Annotated in this window: 14 protein-coding genes and 3 pseudogenes; 8 read left to right on the top strand and 9 right to left on the bottom strand. The window is 72.4% G+C overall.

The window, feature by feature from the left end:
- Nucleotides 1-228 precede the first annotated feature (228 nt).
- Nucleotides 229-1,617 carry an FAD-dependent monooxygenase gene (locus ACFZCP_RS23265; RefSeq protein WP_391429526.1) on the bottom strand — a complete coding sequence of 463 codons (1,389 nt, stop codon included), beginning with the start codon at nt 1,615-1,617 and terminating at the stop codon, nt 229-231.
- A gap of 108 nt (nt 1,618-1,725) precedes the next feature.
- Between ACFZCP_RS23265 and ACFZCP_RS23260 the strand changes: the two genes are divergently transcribed.
- Nucleotides 1,726-2,322 carry a TetR family transcriptional regulator gene (locus ACFZCP_RS23260; RefSeq protein ID WP_391429524.1) on the top strand — a complete coding sequence of 199 codons (597 nt, stop codon included), beginning with the start codon at nt 1,726-1,728 and terminating at the stop codon, nt 2,320-2,322.
- Nucleotides 2,323-2,433: 111 nt separating this feature from the next.
- Here ACFZCP_RS23260 and ACFZCP_RS23255 read toward each other — a convergent pair whose 3' ends face one another.
- Entirely contained in the window at nt 2,434-3,039 is a 606-nt protein-coding gene (locus ACFZCP_RS23255; RefSeq protein WP_391429522.1) for a TetR family transcriptional regulator, read from the bottom strand.
- A gap of 53 nt (nt 3,040-3,092) precedes the next feature.
- Here ACFZCP_RS23255 and ACFZCP_RS23250 point away from each other — a divergent pair, with 53 nt between their 5' ends.
- Nucleotides 3,093-3,995, top strand: a complete 903-nt coding sequence (locus tag ACFZCP_RS23250) for a DUF2867 domain-containing protein (RefSeq protein ID WP_391429519.1) — start codon at nt 3,093-3,095, stop codon at nt 3,993-3,995.
- Between the two features lie 140 nt (nt 3,996-4,135).
- Here the strand turns inward: ACFZCP_RS23250 and ACFZCP_RS23245 are convergent, their stop codons facing one another.
- On the bottom strand, nt 4,136-5,254 hold the full coding sequence (locus tag ACFZCP_RS23245; protein ID WP_391429517.1) for a SpoIIE family protein phosphatase: 1,119 nt from the start codon (nt 5,252-5,254) through the stop codon (nt 4,136-4,138).
- Between the two features lie 471 nt (nt 5,255-5,725).
- Between ACFZCP_RS23245 and ACFZCP_RS23240 the strand changes: the two are divergent.
- The 3 genes and pseudogenes from ACFZCP_RS23240 to ACFZCP_RS23230 form a co-directional block, all read left to right on the top strand.
- Nucleotides 5,726-6,076 (top strand): annotated as a pseudogene (locus ACFZCP_RS23240) (FAD-dependent oxidoreductase); the annotation flags it as partial.
- Nucleotides 6,077-6,212: 136 nt separating this feature from the next.
- Entirely contained in the window at nt 6,213-8,069 is a 1,857-nt protein-coding gene (locus ACFZCP_RS23235) for an FAD-dependent oxidoreductase (protein WP_391429515.1), read from the top strand.
- A gap of 455 nt (nt 8,070-8,524) precedes the next feature.
- A complete protein-coding gene (locus ACFZCP_RS23230; protein WP_391429575.1) occupies nt 8,525-11,407 on the top strand; it encodes an AAA family ATPase in 2,883 nt (960 codons plus the stop codon).
- A 319-nt stretch (nt 11,408-11,726) separates the two neighbouring features.
- On the opposite strand, the pseudogene ACFZCP_RS23225 reads toward ACFZCP_RS23230, so the two are convergent.
- From ACFZCP_RS23225 to ACFZCP_RS23200, 6 genes and pseudogenes are all read right to left on the bottom strand, one after another.
- A pseudogene (locus ACFZCP_RS23225) lies at nt 11,727-12,011 on the bottom strand (hypothetical protein); the annotation flags it as partial.
- A 74-nt stretch (nt 12,012-12,085) separates the two neighbouring features.
- Nucleotides 12,086-12,190 (bottom strand): annotated as a pseudogene (locus tag ACFZCP_RS23220) (SAM-dependent methyltransferase); the annotation flags it as partial.
- A gap of 40 nt (nt 12,191-12,230) precedes the next feature.
- A complete protein-coding gene (pyrF, locus tag ACFZCP_RS23215) occupies nt 12,231-12,998 on the bottom strand; it encodes an orotidine-5'-phosphate decarboxylase (RefSeq protein WP_391429513.1) in 768 nt (255 codons plus the stop codon).
- A gap of 83 nt (nt 12,999-13,081) precedes the next feature.
- Complete coding sequence (locus ACFZCP_RS23210; protein WP_391429511.1) at nt 13,082-13,927, bottom strand: hypothetical protein; 846 nt, start codon at nt 13,925-13,927, stop codon at nt 13,082-13,084.
- A 155-nt stretch (nt 13,928-14,082) separates the two neighbouring features.
- Entirely contained in the window at nt 14,083-14,880 is a 798-nt protein-coding gene (locus ACFZCP_RS23205; protein ID WP_391429509.1) for a maleylpyruvate isomerase family mycothiol-dependent enzyme, read from the bottom strand.
- Nucleotides 14,881-15,010: 130 nt separating this feature from the next.
- Nucleotides 15,011-16,519: an MFS transporter gene (locus ACFZCP_RS23200; RefSeq protein WP_391429507.1), complete on the bottom strand. Its 1,509-nt coding sequence runs from the start codon at nt 16,517-16,519 to the stop codon at nt 15,011-15,013.
- A gap of 131 nt (nt 16,520-16,650) precedes the next feature.
- On the opposite strand from ACFZCP_RS23200, the gene ACFZCP_RS23195 reads away from it, so the two are divergent.
- From ACFZCP_RS23195 to ACFZCP_RS23185, 3 genes are all read left to right on the top strand, one after another.
- Complete coding sequence (locus ACFZCP_RS23195) at nt 16,651-17,094, top strand: MarR family transcriptional regulator (RefSeq protein WP_391429505.1); 444 nt, start codon at nt 16,651-16,653, stop codon at nt 17,092-17,094.
- A gap of 119 nt (nt 17,095-17,213) precedes the next feature.
- Nucleotides 17,214-19,649 carry a SpoIIE family protein phosphatase gene (locus tag ACFZCP_RS23190; protein WP_391429503.1) on the top strand — a complete coding sequence of 812 codons (2,436 nt, stop codon included), beginning with the start codon at nt 17,214-17,216 and terminating at the stop codon, nt 19,647-19,649.
- 101 nt (nt 19,650-19,750) lie between these two features.
- Nucleotides 19,751-22,117 (top strand): FUSC family protein, encoded by a 2,367-nt coding sequence (locus ACFZCP_RS23185; protein WP_391429501.1) that lies wholly within the window; start codon nt 19,751-19,753, stop codon nt 22,115-22,117.
- Nucleotides 22,118-22,203 lie beyond the last annotated feature (86 nt).

Raw genomic sequence — 22,203 nt, 5'->3', positions numbered from 1 at the left:
GGGCGACGGAGCAGTGCCCGTCACCCACACGGGCTCCCGCGTGCCTCGACCGGCCGATCCGTGCGGTCCATCCGATCCATCGACCCGTCCGGTCCATCGACCCGCCGACCCGCCGAGCCGCCGAGCCGGCATCGTCGGTGTCGGCAGTCCGGCAGTCCGGAGAGACGGGGGCCGAAGAGATGGGAGTCGGCAGTCCGGTGAGGCGGCAGTGCGGAGAGACCTGAGGTATCAGTCGCTGCGAGCGCCGATGTACCCGTCGGGACGGATGACGACACAGGTGCCGTGCGAGGCGTCGTACGCGGCGTGCGCGTGGCCCTCGACGTCGACGACGTAGGGGCCGGGAGAAGTGTGGCCGGGGCGCAGCACCGCATAGGTGTGGGGTTCGTCCGGGGCGGGCGTGCCGAACGTCAGGCGGGTCGGGCGGGGGCCGCGGTAGAGGTCGAAGAGCCGTGTCCGCCTGCCGTCCAGGGCGACGACCGGGGCGTCCGGCGCGCGGTCGCCCGGGACGATCCGGCCTTCGGACGTCCGGTAGGTGACATCCAGCTGGCGGGTGCTCTCGTCGCGCTCGTGCGCGTCCTCGGCCTTGTCCTTGTGCCGTTGCAGCAGTGCCGAGGAGATGCTCAGGACCCGCTCGGCCGTGGCGCGCCGTTCGCTCTCGTAGGTGTCGAGGAGTCCGGGCGAGCCGTCGGCCAGTTTCCACCCCAGGTTGTAGGCGTCCTGGACGCCGGTGTTCAGTCCCTGGCCGCCGGTGGGCGGATGCGCGTGGGCGGCGTCACCGGCGAGGAACACCCGGCCCACGCGGAAGCGTTCCGCGAGCCGCACGTTGGGGCGCCAGATGCTCGACCAGGCCGGCCGGCTCAGCCGGACCCCCGTGACGAACCCGTCCAGGATGTCCTGGAGCGTGTCCAGACGGGCGTCGGTCACGCCCGTAGGCAGCGGCGCGTGGTACTGGAAGAGCCGGTCCGTGTTCGGCAGCGGACTCAGATGGACACCGTTCATCGGGTCGCTCGCGTGGGCGAACCAGTGGGCCCACGCGTGGTCCAGCCCGTCGGCGGCCACGTCCCCGATCAGCATCCGCATAGCCTCGTCCGTCGTCCCCGTGAAGGGAATGCCGAGCGCCTTGCGGACGGTGCTGCCTGCCCCGTCGGCTCCGACCAGGTGGTCGGCGCGCACGGTCTCACCGGTCGAGAGCCGGACGGTCACCCCGTCCGCGTCCTGGGTGAAGCCGAGCAGCGCCGTGCCGAGTTCGGTCCGCACTCCCAGACCGGCGAGCCTGTCCCGCAGGATCGCCTCGGTCTGCGACTGTCCGAGGATCCACGCGTTGGGGTACGGCACGTCGGGGGTCGGCGCGAGGTGTTCGGCCGATCGCCGGTCCATGACGTGGTTCCCGTCGAGGTGGACGCGTGTCGTGGGCACCGGGGACCCCTGGCGCAGGACCGCGTCCAGCACGCCGAGGTCTTCGAACACCTCCAGCGTGCGCGGCTGGAGGGTGTCCCCCCGCGACCCGGCGAAGTACCGGTCGGCCCGGTCGACGACGCGCACGTCCAGCCCGCGCCGGGCCAGGTCGATCCCCAGAGTCAGTCCGGTCGGACCGGCTCCCGCGATGAGCACATGCATGGTTCCCCCCACTCGCCGTCATGACATGAAGATTCATTCACTGAATGGTGATTCACTGAATCTAGATTCATCTTTACCGTTGATACGGTTCCCGTCAAGGGAGGTTTCGTGAAGCGCAAGGAGAGAGCGGCGGAGACCGAGGCCGCGCTGAAGGCAGCGGCCAAGCGGGTGTTCGCCGAACGCGGCTACCTGGCCACGAAGATCAGCGACATCACCGCCGAGGCCGGCCGTGCCGCGGGCTCCTTCTACAACCACTTCAGTGGCAAGGAGGCCGTGCTCGAGGCGTTGATGGCGGACATGGCGGCCGATTCCGACACGGTGGCCGCCCAGCCGGAGCACCTGGGGGACTTCACCGATCCGGAGGCCGTCCGCCAACACGTCGCGGTCTACATCCGCCACTACCGGGAGCACATCGGAACGATCCGGGCCATGCAGCAGGCCGCACTGGTCAGCGAGGACTTCGCCGCCATCCTGGACCGGTTCTCCGCCGTCGGGACGGAGGACATCCTGGACCACGTCACGGCCGTGACCGACGCCGGGCGCACCCTGCCGGCCGCACCGGAGATCGCCGTCCGCATGGCGTTCGGCCTCGTCCACACCTTCCTGCAGAGCTGGCGGCACCAGTTCGACGACCTGACGGACGAGCAGGTGGCCGAAGCGCTCACCCGGTTCGTCTACCGCGGTCTGAACGGGCGCGACTACTGACGCCATGGCGCCGTAGTGCCGGGCCGGCGGTGACGGCGGTCGACCTCGTGCTGTGCCTCGTACTGCTGCTCACCGGGGCTCTCGACGGTGTCGAGGGGGCGCTGATGCGGGCTACGCCTCGGGGGCAGCCGCCATCAGTGCGTCGAACACCGAGTCGAGATAGCGCCTGCCGTCCTCGCCGTCCGGAAGCGTCTCCGGCACGGCGTGCGCCAGCTGTGTGTGCCCGAGGTAACCGGTGTACGCCAGCAGGGCACGGCGGTGCGCCTCGTCCGGCGGAAAGCCCAGTTCGGCGAAGAGCTGCGCCAGGTAGTCCACCCGACGCCGCGTCACCCGGAGCAGAACGGCGGCCACCCGCGGGTGCCCGGCCGAGGCCGGCAGGGAGACCTCCAACGGGTCCTTGGCGGCGAGTTCGGAGGCCTCGGTCAAAAGCCTTCGCAGCCGTGTCCCCGGGTCCGGCTCGGACGCCAGCCCGGCGATGACCGCCTCGGTGGACTTCTGCTCCCAGCGGTCCAGCGCGGCTTCGATCAGCGCCTCACGGTTGGCGAAGTGCCAGTAGAAGCTGCCCTTGGTGGTGTCCAGACGAGCGGCCAGCGGCTCCACGGCAACGGCCGCGAGGCCGCCCTCGCCCATGGCCGTCAGAGCCGCATCCGCCCAGTCCTGCGCGGTGAGCCGCTTGCGCCCGCCCTCGCGGGGAACCCCGTCACGCCGTCGCACCATGACCGTACGCTACCGTATGGTCAATAACATACGGCACCGTATGGAGGCGCTCTATGCGCAGGTTCCGCACGATCCGCAATGTCCACGAGCGCACCGTCGAAGCCCCGGCCGAGGCCGTCGGAGCACTGCTCGACCGGGTGTCCTCGCCGAACGACCCGCTGTGGCCCGCGCCGGCCTGGCCCCCGATGCGCTTCGACCGCCCGCTGGGTGTCGGCGCGGACGGCGGCCACGGCTTCGTCCGCTACCGCGTCTGCGCGTACGAGCCCGGCCGCCGCGCCCGCTTCGCCTTCACCCCGCCCCTGAGCGGCCACCACGAGTTCGTCGTCGAGCCGCTCGGCCAGGACCGCTGCCGCATACGGCACACCCTGGAGCTGGAGCGCCGGGGCTCAACGCTGTGGACCTGGATCCTGGCGGTGCGCTGGATGCACGACACGGTGGTCGAGGAACTCTTCGACAACGTCGAGCGGGCCGCCACCGGGACGGTGACCAGCCCCGTCCGCTGGTCCCTGTGGGTCCGGCTGCTCCACCGGGTGACGTGGCAGAGGGCCGCCGCCCGCGCATTCCCCGTCGACGCCCGTCTGGCCCGTGCCGCCTTCGAGCGGACCGACTACAGCGACGCGTGGCAGATGGCGCTGCGCCCCGGGATGCCGCGGGACCCCGAGGCCTGGCGGAGCGTCCTGCGCGGAGCCCCCTTCCGGGTGGTGGGCCGCGAGGGCGGCGAAGTGCTGCTCGGACAGGACGCCGGACACCTCGATGTCCGCGCCTCGATCCTCGTCGACGACCGGCGGGTCACCCTCAGTACGGTCGTGAGGCTCCACAACTGGCGCGGCAGGCTCTACTGGGCCGCGGTCAAGCGCGTCCACCCCTTCATGGCCCGCACCATGCTCCGCCGCATCCACCGCCGGCTCGCCCTGACGGCTCCGCCGGCCGCCGAACGCGCACGGCAGCCCGTGTGAGGTCCTGGCCTCCTGCTCCGCCTCCGGCGGCGGCAGCCGCGGTCCACGGCGGCCGGCCCGGGCACGCCCGGATCCGGGCGCAGCGGCCGCGACCCGTGCGCGGCGGCCGCGATCCGTGCGCCACCCCGGATTCCGGGCCGCTACCCGAGACGCTCCTGCCCCGGGGCTTTCGCACAGCGCACGGCGAGGGCCGCGATGTCGTCGTCGAGCCTTCCGCCGCTGTAGCGCAGCAGGTCCTCGTGGAGCCGGTCCAGCAGTTCACGGGGCGGCGCCGGGCCCAGCTTCCGCACCCAGTCCGGCAGGGGGAAGAACCTGCCGTCGCGGTCCCGGGTCTCGGTCACGCCGTCGGTGTAGAGCAGCATCTGGTCGCCCTCGTCGAAGGCGACGGTGTCGATGCTGTAGTGGGCTCCGAGGAGCATCGCGAGGTTGAGGGGCGGCGAGGGCACGGCGGAATCCAGGACACGGATCTGCCCGCTCTGCACGAGCAGGGGCGGGGGGTGCCCGCAGTTGAGAATGCGCGCCTGACCGCCGCCGTACGGGATCTCCGCGATCAGCGCCGTGGCGAAGTGCTCCGGCTGGTCCGCGGCCGGGGTCCCGAGGCTGTAACGGACCATGCTCGCCTCCATCCGGTGGATGATGCCGCGCAGGTCGGGCTGGTCGTAAGCGCTCTCCCTGAAGCAGTTGATCACCGCCGAGGCGGCTCCCACCGCCGGAAGTCCCTTGCCGCGCACGTCACCGATGAGCAACCGGACCCCGTACGGCGTGTCGGCCGCCTCGTAGAAGTCGCCCCCGATCCGGGCCTGCTCCTGGGCGGCCAGATACAGCGACTCGATCTCCACGTTCTGGATCTGGCGCGGCAGCGGGCGGAGCAGCACCTTCTGGGCCGCGTCGGCGACGAGCCGGACCTGGAAGAGCATCTCCTCCCGCTGGAGCCGGAGATGGCTGGCATAGGCGGCCGCCAGGGTGACCGCGACGATCGCGGCAGCCGTGTACGGCGTCCCCAGGTCGGAGTAGACGAGGCTGAGCCCGATCATGATCAGCAGGGAGAACGCCCCCAGCAGGATCGTCGGGACGACGGGCCACAGCGCGGCGGCGAGGGCGGGTGCCGCGGGCAGCAGGCGGCTGAACGCGATCTCTCTGGGGGTGGCGAAGGCCAGACCGCCGATGAAGACGGTCAGGATCACCGGTGACAGCAGGACGGCTTCCCGTCGGCCACCGTAGGGAGGGCGGCGGTGCCGGTGCCGTCCTGACCTGATCACAAAAAGCATCCTATCGGGATGAAGCGGGCACTGTTCTGCAAAGGTGGCGAACATATCGCAACCGAGGCGCCGGACGGGGAGCCGTGCCGATCGTGCGCCGCACCGGACGCGGATCCGTACCGACCGTGCGCGCCGCCGGACGCGGAGCCGCACCGACTTTGCGGGCCGCGTCACGGATCGGTCCTCACGCCATGGATCACACCACGGCGGTCTCACGAACCGGTGGCGCGGATCATGAAACCGGGTCCCGCCGTGTCCCTGTGGCCCCGGGACCGGAGGGCACAGCACCAGGGCGGCGGCGACCGGGCGCGGCGGGTGCCGTCCGGCTGTGGGCGGTGACGTCGGCACGGCGTACGTCCGTCCGCGGGAATCTGCCGCCAAAGCGCAGTCGATCCTCCTGGACCGTCGTCGTCGGGCCGCGCGAGGCTGGGCCGCGGAATCCGGACACGGGGCGGGACAGGGGGCGGGATCGTGGGTTCGTGGGACGTGGTCGTTGTCGGCTCGGGGCTCGGCGGGCTCACCTGCGCCGCCTACCTGGCCGCGTGCGGCAAGCGCACCTTGGTGCTGGAGCAGAACCAGGTCGCCGGCGGATGCAGTCAGGTGTTCCGACGCGCGGGCAACAGGTACGAGTTCGACGTCGGCGTGCACTACATCGGCGAGTGCCACCCCGAGGGCGCGATCACCACGGCGCTGCGCGGCCTCGGACTCGACGACCGGATCGAGTTCCGCGAGCTGGACCCGGACGGCTTCACCACCCTGGTCCTGCCCGGGCTGACCTTCCGCGTCCCGCGCGGGTGGGACGCCTATCTGCAACGCCTCGTCGAGACGTTCCCCGCCCAGGAGCGCGGACTGCGCCGATGCGTCGCCGTCCTCCGCCGCATCGCCGAGGAACGCCGCCGCGGCAGGCCCGGGGCCCGGCGTCCTCGGCAAGCCGGCGTGGGCCTGCCGTGCGCCGGTCATGGCCACGGTCGGCATGCTGCCGGTGGCCCGCCTGCTCAAGGCGTGCGGGCTGAGCCCGCTGGCCTGCGCGGTGATCCTGGGCGAGTCGGGCGACTACGGCGCACCGCCGTCGCGTGCCCCGATCGCGCTGCACGCCGGACTGCTCGATCTCTTCATCGGCGGCGGCGCCTACTATCCCCAGGGCGGCGGCCAGGTCTTCGCGGGCCACCTGATCGACGTCATCCGGACCCACGGCGGCCAGGTGCGCACCAAGGCCGCGGTCCGGCAGATCCTCGTCGAGGAAGGCCGGGCCGTCGGCGTGCGGCTGGCCGACGGCGAGACGATCAGGGCCGCGGCCGTCGTCTCCAACGCCGACATCAAGCGGACCTGCCTCGAACTGGTCGGCCGGGAGCACCTCTCGGCCAGGACCGTCGGCCGGGTCGAGAAGTACCGCATGGCGCTGCCCTTCTTCAGCGTGTACCTCGGGCTCGACATCGACCTCGCCGAGCGGCTGCCGAACACCACCTACTGGTGCCACCCCGGCACGGACACCGAGCGCGCCTACCGCAACGCCTACAGCGGGGAACTGTCCGGAGAGCTGCCGGTCTTCCTGACCTCGGCGGCCACCAAGGATCCGGGCAACCCCAGGTCGGCGCCACCCGGGCACTCCACCCTCGAAGTGATGACGCTCGTCTCCCCCGACCCTGCGTACTGGGGGGCCGCCGACGCCTCGCCCGCCGGGCTCGAATACAGGTCGTCGCCTGAGTACCAGAAGGCCAAGGAGCGGCTCACGGAGGCGCTGATCGACCGGGCGGGAACCGTCGTTCCCCGTCTGCGCGAGCACATCGTGTGGCGCGAGGCGTCGACGCCGCTCACCCAGGAGCGGTTCACCCGGTCCACCGGCGGTGCCTGTTACGGCCTGGAACTGGCCACCGACCAGATCGGACCGCGGCGTCCCGGCGCCCGTACGGAGCTCCCCGGACTGTTCCTGACCGGCGCGAGCACCGTGTGGGGCCCCGGTGTCTCCGGCGCGGTGACCGGTGGCGTCGGCACGGCGGGTGCCGTGCTGGGGGCGGGATCTGATGGCCGAGGCCAGGGCGGGCCGTGTCTTCGCCGACCGTGCGAGGCTCAGCGAGATCGCCCCGGACTGGGACCCCCTGGCCGCTTCCAGGCCCAGCTCCCCGACCCGCCCACGCCGGCCCGCCGACGAGCGGCCGGCCCACTGACCGAGGGGCCGGCAACGGCGGGGACGCCCTCGTTCCCGAGGGACCACTGCCGCCGGGGCTCTGCCGGGTCCCGCTCGTCCGGTGGGGCGGGCCTTTCCGGATGCCTTGCTCAGCCCACCCCCGGGGCCCGCACACGTTCCCCGGCAGCGGAGCGTTCCGGGCGGTCACAGCAGGAAGGGCAGGTTCACGATCAGGGCGAGGTAGGCGAGGGTTCCGACCACGGCGAGCAGCGCGAACTGGACGGTGTGCACGTGCCGCCAGGGTGTGTCGATCCCCGGAAACGTCCTCTTCATGAGAGGCCACGGGAGGAATCCGTGGTCCTGGTGCGGCAGTTGCAGGTGCTGCCACAGGTCCCGCAGGGCGTCGGCGTCCCAGAGCCGGGGGTCGAGGAGGACAGGCGCGCCGGTCCTCGATGTGAGGACGATCCGGCTCTGGTGCGGGCCATCGGCCGGTGCCCGGACCGTGTGGACCCCTGTCAGGTCGGAGACCGGAGCGTGCAGCACCGCGCGGTTCCAGCGGTTGCGTATCGTCAGGACACCGTCGTCCAGGAGGATGCCCGCGTTGGCCCAGCGCAGGGCGCACAGCGCAACGGCCCCGAGAACGGGAACGGCCACCGCGAGCACTCCGACGACCAGACCGGCCGTCCCTGAACCCTGGGACGTGCCACGCCCCTTGGCCATCAGAAGGCCTACGCGCAGCGCCGCGATCGCGATGAGGGGCGCGCCCTTGAGCAGCGGGCCCTTGAGGGTCGCGGTGTCGGGCCTGACCGAGACCCAGGGCAGGTCGGTGTCCCGCGCCGGGTCGCCGAGCAGGGCGTCCTCGCCCCGTGGTGTCGTCACGCGAATCTCCTTCTGGTACGCCACCCCGGCTGGGCCCTGCGCGGTCCGTGCGCAAGCCTTCCAAGAGGGCGGGGGACCATGCTGCCGCCCCGTCGGGCGACCGGCATCGGGGAAATCACGTAGCCCCTGTACGGGCCTGCCGCCGAGAGGCACGGGCAGACCGACCCCCGTCAGGGCATGTGCCAGGCACGCCGTGGCACCCGGCTGTCGGTGCGTGACCTTAGAGTTACCGGGAGACGGGGAGCGACGGACGGCGGGGCGTGGGCATGGGAAACCTGGTGGGCAGATCGGCGGAACTCGCGCGTCTGGACGCCCTTTTCGCCGAGGCGGGCCGGCCGGGCGCCCCCGCGGTCGTCGACCTCGCCGGTGAACCGGGGATCGGCAAGAGCCGGTTGCTCGACGAGATGTGCGCCCGGGCCCGGCGGGCCGGATTCACGGTGCTGCGCGGCCGCGCCACGGAGTACGAACAGCACATTCCCTTCCAGGCGTTCGCGGACGCGCTCGCCGACGCCGACCACCTCCTGCCCCCCGGGGATCCCGCCCCGGCCTCCGACGCAAGGGTGCTGCAGACCCTCCGGGACGCCACCGAGGGGTCGGCGAACGGCGCCGCCGTCCGCTTCGGCCTGCACCGCGAGGTCGCCGCGCTTCTCACACGCCTCGGTGAAAGGGGCGCAGGCGGACTGCTCCTGGCCGTCGACGACCTGCACTGGGCCGACCCCGCCTCCCGGGAGCTCGTGGACCATCTGGTCCGTCACCCCGCGCGCGGCCCGGTCCTCCTGGTCGTCGCCCGGCGGGCCCGCCAGACTCCGACTCCCCTGACGGCGGCGCTGGCACGGGGCGTCGACAGCGGAGCCGTGCTCCACCTCGCCCTGGCGCCCCTGCCGGAAGAGGAAGCCCTGCGGACGCTGGCCCCGGACGTTCCCGACGACGACGCCCGTCGGCTGTACGCCGCCGGCGAGGGCAACCCCCTGTACCTGATCGCGCTGGTCCACGCCTACCGCAACGGCGCACCGCTGCACGGCATCACCGCCCGGGCCGAGGGCACGGACGGGGTCGGCGTGCCCAGCGGGCTCACCGCGCTGCTGCTCGACGAACTGACCACGCTGAGCGAACCCCAGCAACGGCTCGTCGAAGCCGCGGCGGCGCTCGGCGACCATGCCACGAGCAGCCTGCTGACCGAGACGACCGGGCTTGTGGACGCGGAGGTGGCGGAGCAGACGTCCGCTCTGGCACGGCGCGACGTGCTGCGTGCGGGACCGGGCGGCCGGTGGGTGCTGCGCCACCCTGTGGTGCGTGCACTGGTCTACGAGAACACCTCGCCCCTTGTACGGGTCGCCCTCCATCGCCGGGCCGCACGGGCGCTGGCCCGCGAAGGTGCCTCGCCCGCCGAGCGGGCCCATCACGTCGAACGGTCGCTGACCGGCTGGGATCCCCAGGCCGCCCAGGTGCTCGGCGAGGCCGCCGCACAGCTGGCGTCCACCGCGCCGGCCTCCGCCGCCCACCTGCTGGGCGTCGTCCTCGACCGCATGCCGAGGACCCCCGGCCATGCGCGGCGACGGGGCGAACTCCTCCTGGCGCGGGCACGGGCGCTCGGCGTCAGCGGCAGCCTCCGCGAGAGCCGCGACCTGCTGCACACCCTGATCGAGTCGGCGGGCAAGGATCATCCCGAGCTGCGGACGCAGGCCGTCGCCCACTGCGCCGTGATGGAGCGCCACCTCGGCCACTCCCCCGAGGCCACCGCCCTGCTGCGCCGGGAGCTGTCGCGCTCGCCGGGCCCGTCCCCCGCCCAGGCGGTCTCCCTTCGACTCGCCCTCGGCATGTCCGCCCTGCTGACGGCGTCCTACCCGCAGGCGCGTGCGGACGTCGCCGAGGCCGTCGCGCTGGCCCGCTCCGACGGCGACGCGACGGGCGAGGCGGCCGCCGTGGCGCTGGCGGCCCTGGGCGAGGCGTACGAGGGCCGGACCGAAGTGGCCACCGGGTTCGCCGACTCCGCCCGCGCCCTCACCGACGCGCTGACCGATCCGGACCTCGCCGGCCTGTGCGAGGCACTGGTCTGGCTGGCCTGGGCCGAAGCACTGCTGGAGCGGTACGCCGACGCCGAACGGCATCTGGTCCGCGGCCTGGACATCGCCCGCCGCAGCGGTCAACTCCATGTCCTGCCGCACCTGCTGGCGTGCCGTGCGTTCCTCTGCCTGCACACCTGCCGACTGCCGTCCGCACTGGAGTCGGCCGACGAGGCCGAGTCCATAGCCCGCGCGGCGGGCAGCAGCGAACTCCTGGCGTTCACGCTCGCCATCAAGACGCTCGTCCTCCTCCTGAGCCGCCCGTTCGGGGACGCCGAAGCCCTGGCCACCGGCGAGGAAGCGGTCGCAGCAGCGGGCGGCAGCAAAGGGTGGTGGGCCGCGCTCGCCTGGTGCATGCTCGGCCACGCGACCCATGCGAGCGGCGACCCGCATCGCGCCCAGCAGGCCATCATGACCGCCGGCGGCGGCCGCGACCTGCCCCTGCTCCAACCCTCCATCAGGCCGGGCCAGTTGGACACCCTCGTGGGTGCCGCACTCGCCACGGGGGACGTCGACCAGGCCGCGCGCTGGGCCGCGCAGGCGGCGCGCGAGGCGAACCGGCTGGGCCTCGACGGTCAGCGCGCCGCCGCGCTGCGCGCCCAGGCGGCACTGGCCGAGCACCACGGCGACCACGCCAAGGCCGTGCGCCTCCTGGACACGGCCGTGCAGGAGTACGCCCGCTGCGGCCAGTCCCTGTGGGAGGCGTACTGCCTGCTGCGTGCCGCGCCGTTGGTCCGGCGCACCGGGCAGCACGCGCGTGCCGCCGCGATGTGGCAGCACGCCCACCGGATCACCGTCGCCGGGGGCGCGCGCCTGCTGGCGGACCTGGCCGAGTTGATCCGCCCTCAGGTCATGGCAGAGGTGTGCGAGATACCGGCGGAGCTGGCCGAACTCACGAGTCGTGAAAGAGAGGTGGCACAGCTGGTCGCGCAGGGGCTCAGCAACCAGGACATCGCCGCCCGGCTCCACCTCAGCCGGCGCACCGTCGAGACCCACCTCTCCTCGGTCTACCGCAAGATGTCCCTGCCGTCCCGATCGGCCCTGGCGAGCCTCATGACACGCCTCGGTCAGGGAGCCGGCGCATGACGGTCCCGGCTCGGACGCCACCGGCATCCGCGGCGGTCGGCCGGGGCTGAGGCGTGTCTCTTTGACACACCATGTAGTTGACGGTCCGTGGGTCTTGCTCGCTGTCGGGCGTCAGTCCCTGACGCTGTCGTGGATCTTGAATTTCGCAAGGCCGTGAAGGGCGCCGGATCGAATCCGGCCGGGCGTGCTCAGGTCCTTCTGGGTGCGTGGCTCTGATCCCGCCCGGTGGTCCGAACTGGAAGGGCCGCCCCGCTGCGATCGGGCACCGGGGCGGCCCTTCTGCCGTGTCCGGCCGGACGGAACGCGCGGCTTTGCGGCGCTAAGCCCGCCACCGCACCCCGTGCCGTCGCCGCAGCCGGTGGATCTCCCACCAGGCCACCGCCGTCACCGACACCGGGCCACCGAGGAACGCACTGACCGCGAGCGGCACCGGGCCCGGCGGCAGACCGCCCGCCGACAGGCCGAGGAAGGCGAACTCCCAGACCAGGACGGAGGTGACCAGCGCGGGCAGCGCCGCATGCAGGACGGACAGGTTGAAGGCGTGGCGCAGCGCCGGACCGGAGGCGAAGCAGAGGAAGAAGACCACCCACCAGAACGGCGCCCAGCACACGAACATCACGGACACCCAGAACAGCAGTCCGAACAGCCCGTTGGCGCTGCTGGGCAGCAGCCCCAAGCTCCTTGTGGCCGCAGCAGTTTCACCGCGTCTGCCACAGCCAGGGCTCTCGGCTCACCGCCTCGGGACGCGTCGTAGTTCCGGGCCTCGTCGTCGTAGTCGATCACCCGTCCATCCTGTCCGAGCGTCTTCCGACCTGTGGCTCAGCTACGAAGCCGACAGGTTGGCGCGGACACGGCGAAGTGCGAACAGCGGATCCGGGGCGCCCGTGACCGTCCGGCCCACGACCACATGTGACGCTCCGTCCGCGACTGCGGCTCGCGGTGTACCTGGACGGGCATGCTCGGCAGCCGACTCGCCGGGCAAGGCGACTCCAGGGGTGACAATCAGGGCATCGCCGCCCAACGCCGAGCGCAAGGCCGAGACTTCCTGCGGTGAGGCGATCACGCCGTGGCATCCGGCCCGCCTGGCCAGACCGGCCAACCGCAGCACTTGGCTCCCGGTGGAGTCAGCGACGCCGATGTCGGCGAGGTCGGAGTCGATCATGCTGGTGACCACGGTCAGCGCAAGGACGCGAAGGTCGGGATAGTCGCGTGCCGCATCAACGGCGGCAGCCATGATGCCCGTTCCGCCCATGCTGTGCACGGTCACCATGGAGACGCCGAGTGCACCTGCCGCACGGACTGCACCGGCGACGGAGTTCGGGATCTCGAAGAGCTTGAGGTCCAGGAACACTTCGTTGCCCTGAGTAACGAGGTGTTCCACGAACTGGGATCCGACCGCGGTGAGGACCTGAAGGCCGACCTTGTAGAAGCGGCACTCGTCACCGAGTTGATCGACGACAGCTTGAGCAGCCGACCGGTTGTCGCAGTCCAGCGCAACGATGATCTGACGATTCGGGTCCATGACACCATGGTGATCTCGCTGCGTCTGCCACTTCACACCGCCCCACTCTCTGGCCTGCACCACCACCATGGAACCAGACCTCGCAACACGGTGAACGTCTCCGGTCACAGCACCAGCCGACGCAAGACGCGGGCCGACGCCTTTCGGGCGGGCTATGCCGGTGGGGCGGGGCGGGACTCGTAGCAGACGCTGTGGAAGCGACCGGCTTCCTCGCGTCCGGTGGGGTCGCCGCCCAGTGACCGTACGGCTTCGATCGCGTACTGCCGTTCCCGTTCGTCGGTGAAGAGCCGCTGCGGGTAGGTGCGGGAGGCATCGACGGTGGTGCGCAGGCCGTGCGCGGCCAGCGTCCGCTCGATCGGCCGGTACGACACGGTCCGCAGCACGAACGCGCTCACCCACACCGGTCGTCGGACCCGGTCGAGCAACGCCGTGAAGGTTCGAGCGGTGATGTAGCTGCCGCCGCCGGTCAGCGTGATCAGGCCGACGTCGGCGAGTGCACCGGTCAGGCGGGGACCGGGCGGCGCCTGTTCCAGATCGTCGTGGAAGGCGGCATCGAGGAGCCCTACCGCCAGTGCGTAGTGCACGGCGGGCGCCGAGACGTCCAGGCCGATCACCGGTACGGCGTCCGCGCGGCGCCGTGCGGCGTAGAACTCCCTGTCCCAGAAGGTGAGTTCTGCCGTCGACATGCTCCGGGCCGTTCGGGAGGTGTACCGGGCGTACATCTCCGCCAGCGTCACCTCGTGATTGAGCAGGGCGGCGTTGATCCCGTAGGAGCAGCACAGGTCCAGCACCACCGGTCTGCCCGGCAGGCCGTCGTCCAGCGCGGTCCGCTCGGTGGCGGTCCGCCGCAGGACCGGCTGTGCGTGGTGCGGGATCTCGTAGTCCAGGGGCGCCAGCCGTGCGAAGTAGGCACGGGGGTCCGGCCGGTCGTAGATGTCGTCGAACCGCGACTTGCCGCCTGCAACGCCCTCGGAACCACCCGAGCCCGACCCGGCCATGCCGTACTCCTCCTCAGGGGAGACTGTGGTCCCTCCATCATGTCGGGGGACCGCTGTGCCGGGATGTCGACACACGGGCGTCCGGGTGCTCCCGGACGCCGCGCATCAGCGACCGCCGTGCCGGTGCGGGACCGCCGTGGTCCCCGCTCGGACGCTCAGAAGGCGGAGTTGGCGACCCAGTGGGCCAGCAGCTGTTCGTCCCCCTCGTGGGCCAGGTTCTCCGCCGTGTGCGGGAGGCGGCCGTACGCGAGCAGGAGCAGGTCGGCCGCGGCGCCCCGGACGGTCGCGTCGGCGGTGACCGTGGCCGGGTGGGCGGTGTCGAGTCCGAAGCCGTCGGGGCGCAGCCGGACGAGCCAGGCCTCGTCCCCGTCGGTCGTGCGGAAGCAGATGGCCCTGTCGGGGCCGCGCAGGTTGGCCACGTTGGGGGCGAAGGAGGTGGCGAACGGCAGGTTCTCGAGGAACTCGTCGATCCCGTCGACCGCGACCGGGCGGTCGATCACGGGCCGCAGACCGAGTGCGCGCTCGGCGTCGGCGCGGTGCACCAGGGTCTCGAAGAGCATCCGGCGCGCCCAGAAGCGGGCGTGCTGGTCGGCGCCCCATGCCCACATCGGCAGGTCCGGGTCGGTGGCCGCGAAGGCGTCCGCGGCCACGGTGGCGCTCTCGGACAGCCAGTCGGGGTAGCCGTCCTCCTGGTCCGGGAGCCGCAGGTCCACCTCACGCGTCCGCGGGGGCTCCTGGATCCGCGTCCGCAACAGGACCGAGAACCAGCGCTGGACACTGCCGGTGTGCTTGACCAGGTCGGCCAGCGTCCAGCCGGGGCAGCCCGGTACCTCGGTGGTGAGGTCGGCGTCCTTGACGGCCGCGACGAACCGGGCGGTCTCCGCCGCGACCGCCCTGCGGTGATCGACCGGTGTGCGGCCGGACGTGTGGTCGGTGTGGTCGGACGTCGTCATCGTGACATGCCTTTCGGTGGAGGTGCGGGGGCGGGCGCACGGCTGGTGGAGAACGGCTCGGCGGCGGGCCGGAGAGGGCCCGCCGCCGACGCCTCGATCGACGAGGCGGACCGTGGCGCGTTCGGGCCGGTCAGACGAGTTCGGCGCCGCGTTCCGCCTCCGCAGGCTCCGGTGTACCGGATTCCGTGACCTTCCGCGGCGCCGGGGGGCGGGGCGCGTGCGCCGCCGTGATCCCGACCAGGGCGACGACGGCGACCAGGGCGAACGCCGCTCCGGCGATCACGAAGCTCGTCGTGAACTGGCTCTCCTGGGGCAGTGCGGGCATGCCCTTGGGGAGCGGGATGGTCTTGGACGCCAGCAGCGAGGTGATGACGGCGCTGGCAACGGCGCTGCCCACCGAGCGGGAGATGGAGTTGATGCCGTTGGCGATGCCGGACTGGTGGGGCGGGACGCTGGCGACGATGAGCGCGGGCATGGCGGCGTAGCCGAAGCTGATCGCGAGGCCGATGACCATGCCCGCGCCGATCACCGAGGCGGTCGTGTCGTGCGCGACGCTCAGCCACGTGAAGCCGGCCACTCCGAAGCAGGCCCCGACGGCCAGGGTGACGCGAGCGCCCAGCCGGCGCACCAGTACGCCGCCGAACTGGGCGCCCAGGAGCGAGACGAGCGTGGTCGGAAGCAGGTACACGACGGACGCTTCGAGCACGGAGGCGCCGAAGCCGTAGCCCGCGACGCGCTCGGGCACCTGGACGAGGTACGAGACGCCGATGAACTGGGCGAACATCGCGAAGCCCAGCAGCAGGCCGGCCAGGTTGGTGAAAAGGACGGGCCGGTGGGCGAACATCTTCATGTCCACCATGGGCTCCTTGACCCTGCTCTCGGCGACCACCCACACCACGGCCATGACGACGGCGCCGGCGAAGGCACCGAGGGTGCGGCCGGACGTCCAGCCCCACTCGTGCCCCTGCGAGATGGGCAGAAGGAGCAGCACCAGCAGTGCCGCCAGGGTGAGCGCGCCCAGCCAGTCCGTGCGGCCACCCGTCGTCGCCCGGGACGCGGGCACCGCGAACAGCACTCCCGCCAGCGCCACCACGGCCAGCACGACCGCGAGCCAGAAGACCCGGTGGTAGTCGGGGTCCGAGCCGCGGGTGAGGAGCCCGGCGCCGACCAGCGCGAGCCCGCTGCCGAACGCGAGCGTGCCACTGACCAGGGCCATGGCACCGTGCAGCTTCTCCGGCTTGATCTCCTCGCGGAGGATGGAGAGGGCGAGCGGGAAGATCGCGGTCGCCGCGCCCTGCATCACCCGGCCGACGATCAGCCATGTCAGCGAGGTGGTGGTGGCGGCGAGCACCGAGCCCGCGATCATCACGAGCAGAACGCCGACGAGGGTGGGCTTCTTGCCGTGCTGATCGCCGAAGCGGCCGAGCAGCGGGGTGAAGACGGCGGCCGACAGGAGCGTGGCGGTGGTCACCCAACTGACGTTCGCCGTGGTGGCCTGCAGGTCGTTCTGGATGATGCCCAGGATCGGGACGACCAGGGTCTGCATCATCGAGACGACCATCGCGGCAAGCCCGAGCACCAGGACGACCGTGGCGTCTGCGGAGTGCCGTCGAGCCGTCGCTGGCTGTGCTTGAGACACGGAATCTCTTCCCTAGGTGAGAGCTCGATGAACTACTTCAGCACATCGAAGCTTGAGAACTTCAAGTAATGAGGAAGACCGTAGTCAGCGATATTTGAGATCGTCAAGTTTCCGGGGGTAAGGTGACGCGCATGACCGCACCCTCCGGCGTCGGCACCGCCCAGCTCATGGAGCTGCTCTCGGTCTCACTGGCCGCGTACTACGGCGACTTCACGGTCGCCGCCGCGAGCGAGCACCTCACGGCCAGCCAGGGCAAGACACTCAGCGTGCTGCGCCGCGGGCCCGCCTCCATGAGCGTGCTGGCCACCACGCTGACCTGCGACGCCTCCAACATGACCGGGATCGTCGACCGGCTGGAGAAGCGCGGACTGGTGCGCCGCGAGCCCAGCCCCTCCGACCGGCGCGTCAAGAACGTCGTCCTCACCGCGGAGGGCGAAAGGGCCATCGACGTGATCCGCGGCCGGATGCACCACACGCTCGACGGCCTGGGCAGGCTCGACGAGCGGGAGCGTGACACCTTTTACGCCCTGCTGGAGCGAGTGTTCACTTCCCGGCCCGCCCCCGACGGGGCCTGAGGCCGCCGCCGCGCTCAGGCCCGGCATGCGCACCTGCCGCGGTCGCGGCCCCGAGGACACACCGCGGGCTATGTGAGACCGTGGTGCCAGGAAGTCCGCCCGGAGATGGGGCCGACACCATGGATCTCAGGGATCTGGTCACGACACATCACGACGATCCGTTCGGTATCACCTCTGCCGCGGTCGTCCTCGTGGACGCACACGGCCTGATCCGCTACTGGAACCAGAGGGCCGAGTCCCTCCTCGGTCATTCGGCACCCGGCGTGCTGGGGCAGCCCGCGGCCACCGTCCTCACGAGCGACGACTCGCTGACCGCCGCGCTGTCCGCGGCGCAGCGGGTCGGTGACGGGTGGGAGGGCGTGATCACCGCGCGTCATCGTGCGGGCCACTCGGTCGAGCTGGCCCTGCGGGCATGTCCGCTGCGCGCGGAGCAGGGCTCCGCCTGGCTCGTCGTGGCCTGTGACGTCACCGAGTCCCAGCGGTGGGAGCTCGACCAGGCGGTGGTGCGGGGTCTCCTGGAGGAGTCACCGATCGGCATCGCCGTCCTCGACAGCGAACTGCGCTTCCAGTGGGTCAACCGGGTGCTGGCCGCCATGGAGGGCCTGCCGCCCCTCTACGGGACCGATCTCGCGACCGGTCCGCCCGGGCTGGGGCGGGTACCGCCGGCCATTGACTGGCAGGCCCGTCAGGCGCTGATGGCGGGCCGGACCATGCCGGCCGTGGAGCATGTGACGCCCCCGCAGGGCATGTCCCGCCGGAACTCGCAGAGCCACCTCCGGCTCCGCTCGTCGTTCCCGCTGAGGGACTTCGAGGGCAAGACGCTCGGTGTGTGCCACACCGCCGTGGACTTCACCGCCCAGGACCGGGCACGCGAGCGGCTCGCCCTGGTCAACGAGGCCGCACAGCGCATCGGAACCACACTGGACCTCGACCGTACGGTGCAGGAGCTCGCCGAGGTCCTGGTGCCGCAGCTCGCCGACTTCGTCGCGATCGACCTCTTCCGGGGCGTCCTCGCGGCCAAGGACCTCGCCCCGGGGCCGCTCACCGGCGGCACGCTGCAACGGGCGGCGCACCTGTCGATCGACGAGGAACTGCCGGAGGCGGTCGTCGACGTCGGCCAGTCCACCGGGTATCTGCCGAAATCCCCGCAGATACGCTGCCTGACCACGGGCCGGCCCGTCCGCGATCCGGTCCTGTCCCCGACGACCTGGTGGCTCGCGGGTGATCCGCAGCGCATGGCCAAGCTGATCCGTCTCGGGGTGCACACCCACCTGGTGGTACCGCTGCGGGCGCGGGGGGTGACCATGGGGGTGGTCTCGCTGCTGCGCTGGGAGAACCCCAAGCCGTTCGACGAGGACGACGTGCTGCTCGTGGAGGAGCTGGTCGCCCGCGCCGCGGTGTGCGTGGACAACGCCCGGCGCTTCGTCCGTGAACACAACGCGGCCCTCGCCCTCCAGACCAGCCTCCTTCCGCCCGCCCTGCCCGACCACTGCGCCGTCGAGGTGGCCTACCGCTATCTGCCGACCGACGCCGAGGCCGGGGTGGGCGGCGACTGGTTCGACGTCATCCCCCTGTCCGGGGCGCGCGTCGCCCTCGTTGTAGGGGACGTTGTCGGCCACGGCATCCACGCCGCGGCCAGCATGGGCCGGCTGCGCGCGGCCGTACAGACGCTCGCCGATCTCGACCTGCCCCCCGACGAGCTCCTCGCCCATGTCGACGACCTCGTGCTGCGTCTGGCGGACGAGGCGGAAGCGGTCCAGGAGGGCCCCGTGGTGGTCGGCGCGACCTGCGTCTACGCCGTGTACGACCCGATCTCGCGCAAACTCAACGTGGCGCGTGCCGGGCACCCCACTCCCGCCATCGCCCACCTCAGCGAGCCGGTGGAACTCCCGGACATTCCCGCGGGCCCTCCCCTGGGACTGGGCGGTCTGCCCTTCGAGTCGGCCGAGTTCGAGCTGGAGGAGGGCAGCGTGGTCGCCCTCTACACCGACGGCCTGATCGAGGCCTCGGACCGCGATGTCGACATCGGCTTCGAGCGGCTCTGCTTCGCCCTGGCCCACCCCGACCGGCCGCTGGAGGAGATCTGCGACACCATGGTGCGCATCCTGCTGCCGGAGCACCCGCACGACGACGTCGCCTTCCTCGTCGCCCGGACCCGCGCCCTCACCCCCGACCGCGTGGCCTCCTGGGACGTGCCCGCCGATCCCCGAGCGGTGCACGAGGCACGGGACAACGCCGTCCGCCAGCTGACCGCGTGGGGGCTGGAGGACGTCGCCTTCGCCACCGAGCTGATCGTGAGCGAGCTGATCACCAACGCCATCACGCACGCCGGCGGCCCGATCGGCCTGCGTCTGATCCACGAACGGGCTCTCATCTGCGAGGTGTCGGACGCCAGCAGCACCTCGCCCCACCTTCGCCGTGCCCACAGCACCGACGAGGGAGGACGCGGCCTCTTCCTGGTCGCGCAGGTGGCCCAGCGCTGGGGCACGCGGTACACACCCACGGGCAAGACCATCTGGGCGGAGCAACAGCTGCCGGGCTCCGGGCCCTGCTGAGATCCGTCCCGGGACCCGCCGCAAGAAGCCGCCTGCCGACCGGAGGCACCGCCTGCGCCTGTTGCGCGCCCGCGGTGCGCGAAGGTGCCGAGCGCCCGGCGGTGCGTGAATCTGTAGGTGTGTGGGGTGTCCGAGCCTGTCGGATCCCGGCGGCCTACGTCGCCTCGGGCCGCCGGGCGATCCATGTGACGCTGGTGGCCGCGGCCGGTTTCTACCTCTTCCGCTACGGCCTCGGCCTCCCCATTGCGGCCACCTACGCCCTGTTCGCCACCGTGGCGATGGGCGGCCTGTCCAAGATCCCGGGAACCGGGCGGCAGCGGGCCGCGGTGGTGCTGCGCCTGCTGCCGGTGGGCTGGCTGCTCGTGGTCCTCGGCACCTATCTGTCCGTGCGGACCTGGAGCGCCGTGGTCGGCATGCTGGTCGTCGGCTTCGCGCTCGCGTTCTCCGCCGTGGGCGGCCCTCGCCAGGCCGGAGCGGCGCCGGGTCTGCAACTTCTCTACATCCTGCCGTCGTTCCCCCCGTACGACCCCGGCTCGCTCGCCGAGCGGCTGACCGGGACGACCACCGGGATGGCCCTGCTCGCCGCCGCCGAGGCGCTGATCTTCTCCGAGCCCGCCCCGGCGCCGTACCGGGAGCGGGCCGCCCGCGCCGCGGCGACCGCAGCCGGCTGCGCAACGTTCCTGGCCGCGTCCCCGCACGCCCTGCCCGAGGCGGACGTCCGGGCGGGCCGCGACGCCGGCTGGGCGCTGCGCCCCGCGAACGTGCCGGAGGCGGAACGTCCCGCCGGACCGGGGCTGCGTGACCGGGCCCTCGTACACACGGGTCTGACCACCCGCACCCTGCTCAACCGACTGGCACAGCTGCCGCCCGCCCCGGACGGCCGTCCGGGCAACGGCGTGACCGCCGTGCTGCACGCGGTGGCGCAGCTGGCCTCGGCCACCGCACTCTGTCTGAGGGCGGGGACGCCGCCGGCAGCACCGCACGCGGGACTGGTCGCGGCGCGCGCACAACTGTCCGCCCTGTCCGCGGGGCCCGTTCCGGACGGGGCCTCCGCCCACTCCACGAGCCACGCTCCCGACGAAACCTCCGCACACTCCGCAGGCGGCCACGCCCCTGAGGGGAGCTCCACCCGGTCCACAGGGCGCGCTTCCGGCGAAACCTCCGCACAGTCCGCAGACCCCGCCCCCGAGGGGTCCGCCGGCTCCGGCGAACCCGATTCCCGGCCGGACTTCCCGCCGGCCGTGCTGCGCCGGCACGCGGCCGTGCTGGAGGTGGCCGATGCCGCGCTGGCCATGGGCGCGGCGGCCGATCTGGCGGTGCACGGCCGGCACGCATCCATCGAGGTGCCTCCCGGGCGCTTCTGGTACGCGGCGACCCCGGCACCGCTGCTGTGGTGGCACCGGGTGCGCGGCCATGCCGAGCGCCGGTCGGTGTTCTTCCAGAACGCGGTGCGTATCGCCATGGCCCTGACGGCGGCCCGGCTCGTGGCCGGGGTGGACACGCTGCCCCATGGGTTCTGGGCCACGCTGGCGACGCTCACCCTCACCCGGACCACCATGGACGAGACCTGGAACACCATCAGGGTGGCACTGGCGGGCACCCTGGCCGGGGCCCTGGTGACCGCCGGGGTGCTGGCTCTGGTGGGACCGCACACCGCGGTCTACGCCGTCGTGCTGCCGCTGTGGATGCTGTTCGCCTTCACGGTCGGGCCGGTCAGGGGTGTCGGCTGGGCGCAAGGCCTGTTCACCGTGCTCGTGGCCCTGGTCTTCGCCCAGCTGGCGCCGCCGACCTGGCGGCTGGCGGAGGTGCGGATGCTGGACGTGCTGGTCGGCAGTGCGATCGGCGCGGTGTTCGGTCTGCTGGCCTGGCCCCGCGGCGCCCACGACGAACTGCGCCTTGCGTCGGCGCACCTCCTGCGCAAGGCGGCCGAGATCGTCGTCGCGACGAGTGCATCGGTGGCGCAGGGCGGACCCGGGCCCGCCACGGCCGGGGGGTCCGGCCACCGTTCGCTGCAGCACGCGGTCATCCTCGCGGAGTCCGCGTACGCGCAGTTCCAGAGCGAGCCGACGCCCTTCGGCGGCAGGGGACGCGCGGTGGCGCTGCCCGGCGTGGACTGGCAGGCGACGCTGATGGCCGGTCACCACTCCCTGTGGGGATCGGACCGTCTGCTGGAGCCGCCGCCGGCCGGGCTGTGCGCGGCGGCGGCCGAGTCGGTCAGCGGGCTGGGGGACCGCGTGGCCGGGCGGATGCTGCTGGTCTCCGCGGCGCTGGATCCGGGGAGCGACACCCCGACCGCGCCGGTGCCGCCGATGGATCCGGTACTGGCCGGGTCCGGCGCGGAGCCGCCCGGCGCGCCGCGGCTGTACTACGCGACCGTGTCCTGGCTGGACTCCCTGACCACCGATCTGGCCCGGATCGCCCACGGCGGATCCGGACCCGGGGACGACGGATCGCTCTCTGCGCGTTGAGACGGCCACCGGGCGGCCCGGGCGACGAGCAGGCCCGCCGCTGCCGGGGCGGGAGCCCAGGTGGGCCGGCAGGCCGATCGCGGCGA

Origin of the sequence: Streptomyces sp. NPDC007971 (assembly GCF_042958635.1) — a bacterium.
Taxonomy (GTDB): Bacteria; Actinomycetota; Actinomycetes; order Streptomycetales; family Streptomycetaceae; genus Streptomyces.
Note: the sequence above shows the minus strand (reverse complement) of the source record. Positions and strands in the feature narration are given on the sequence as shown.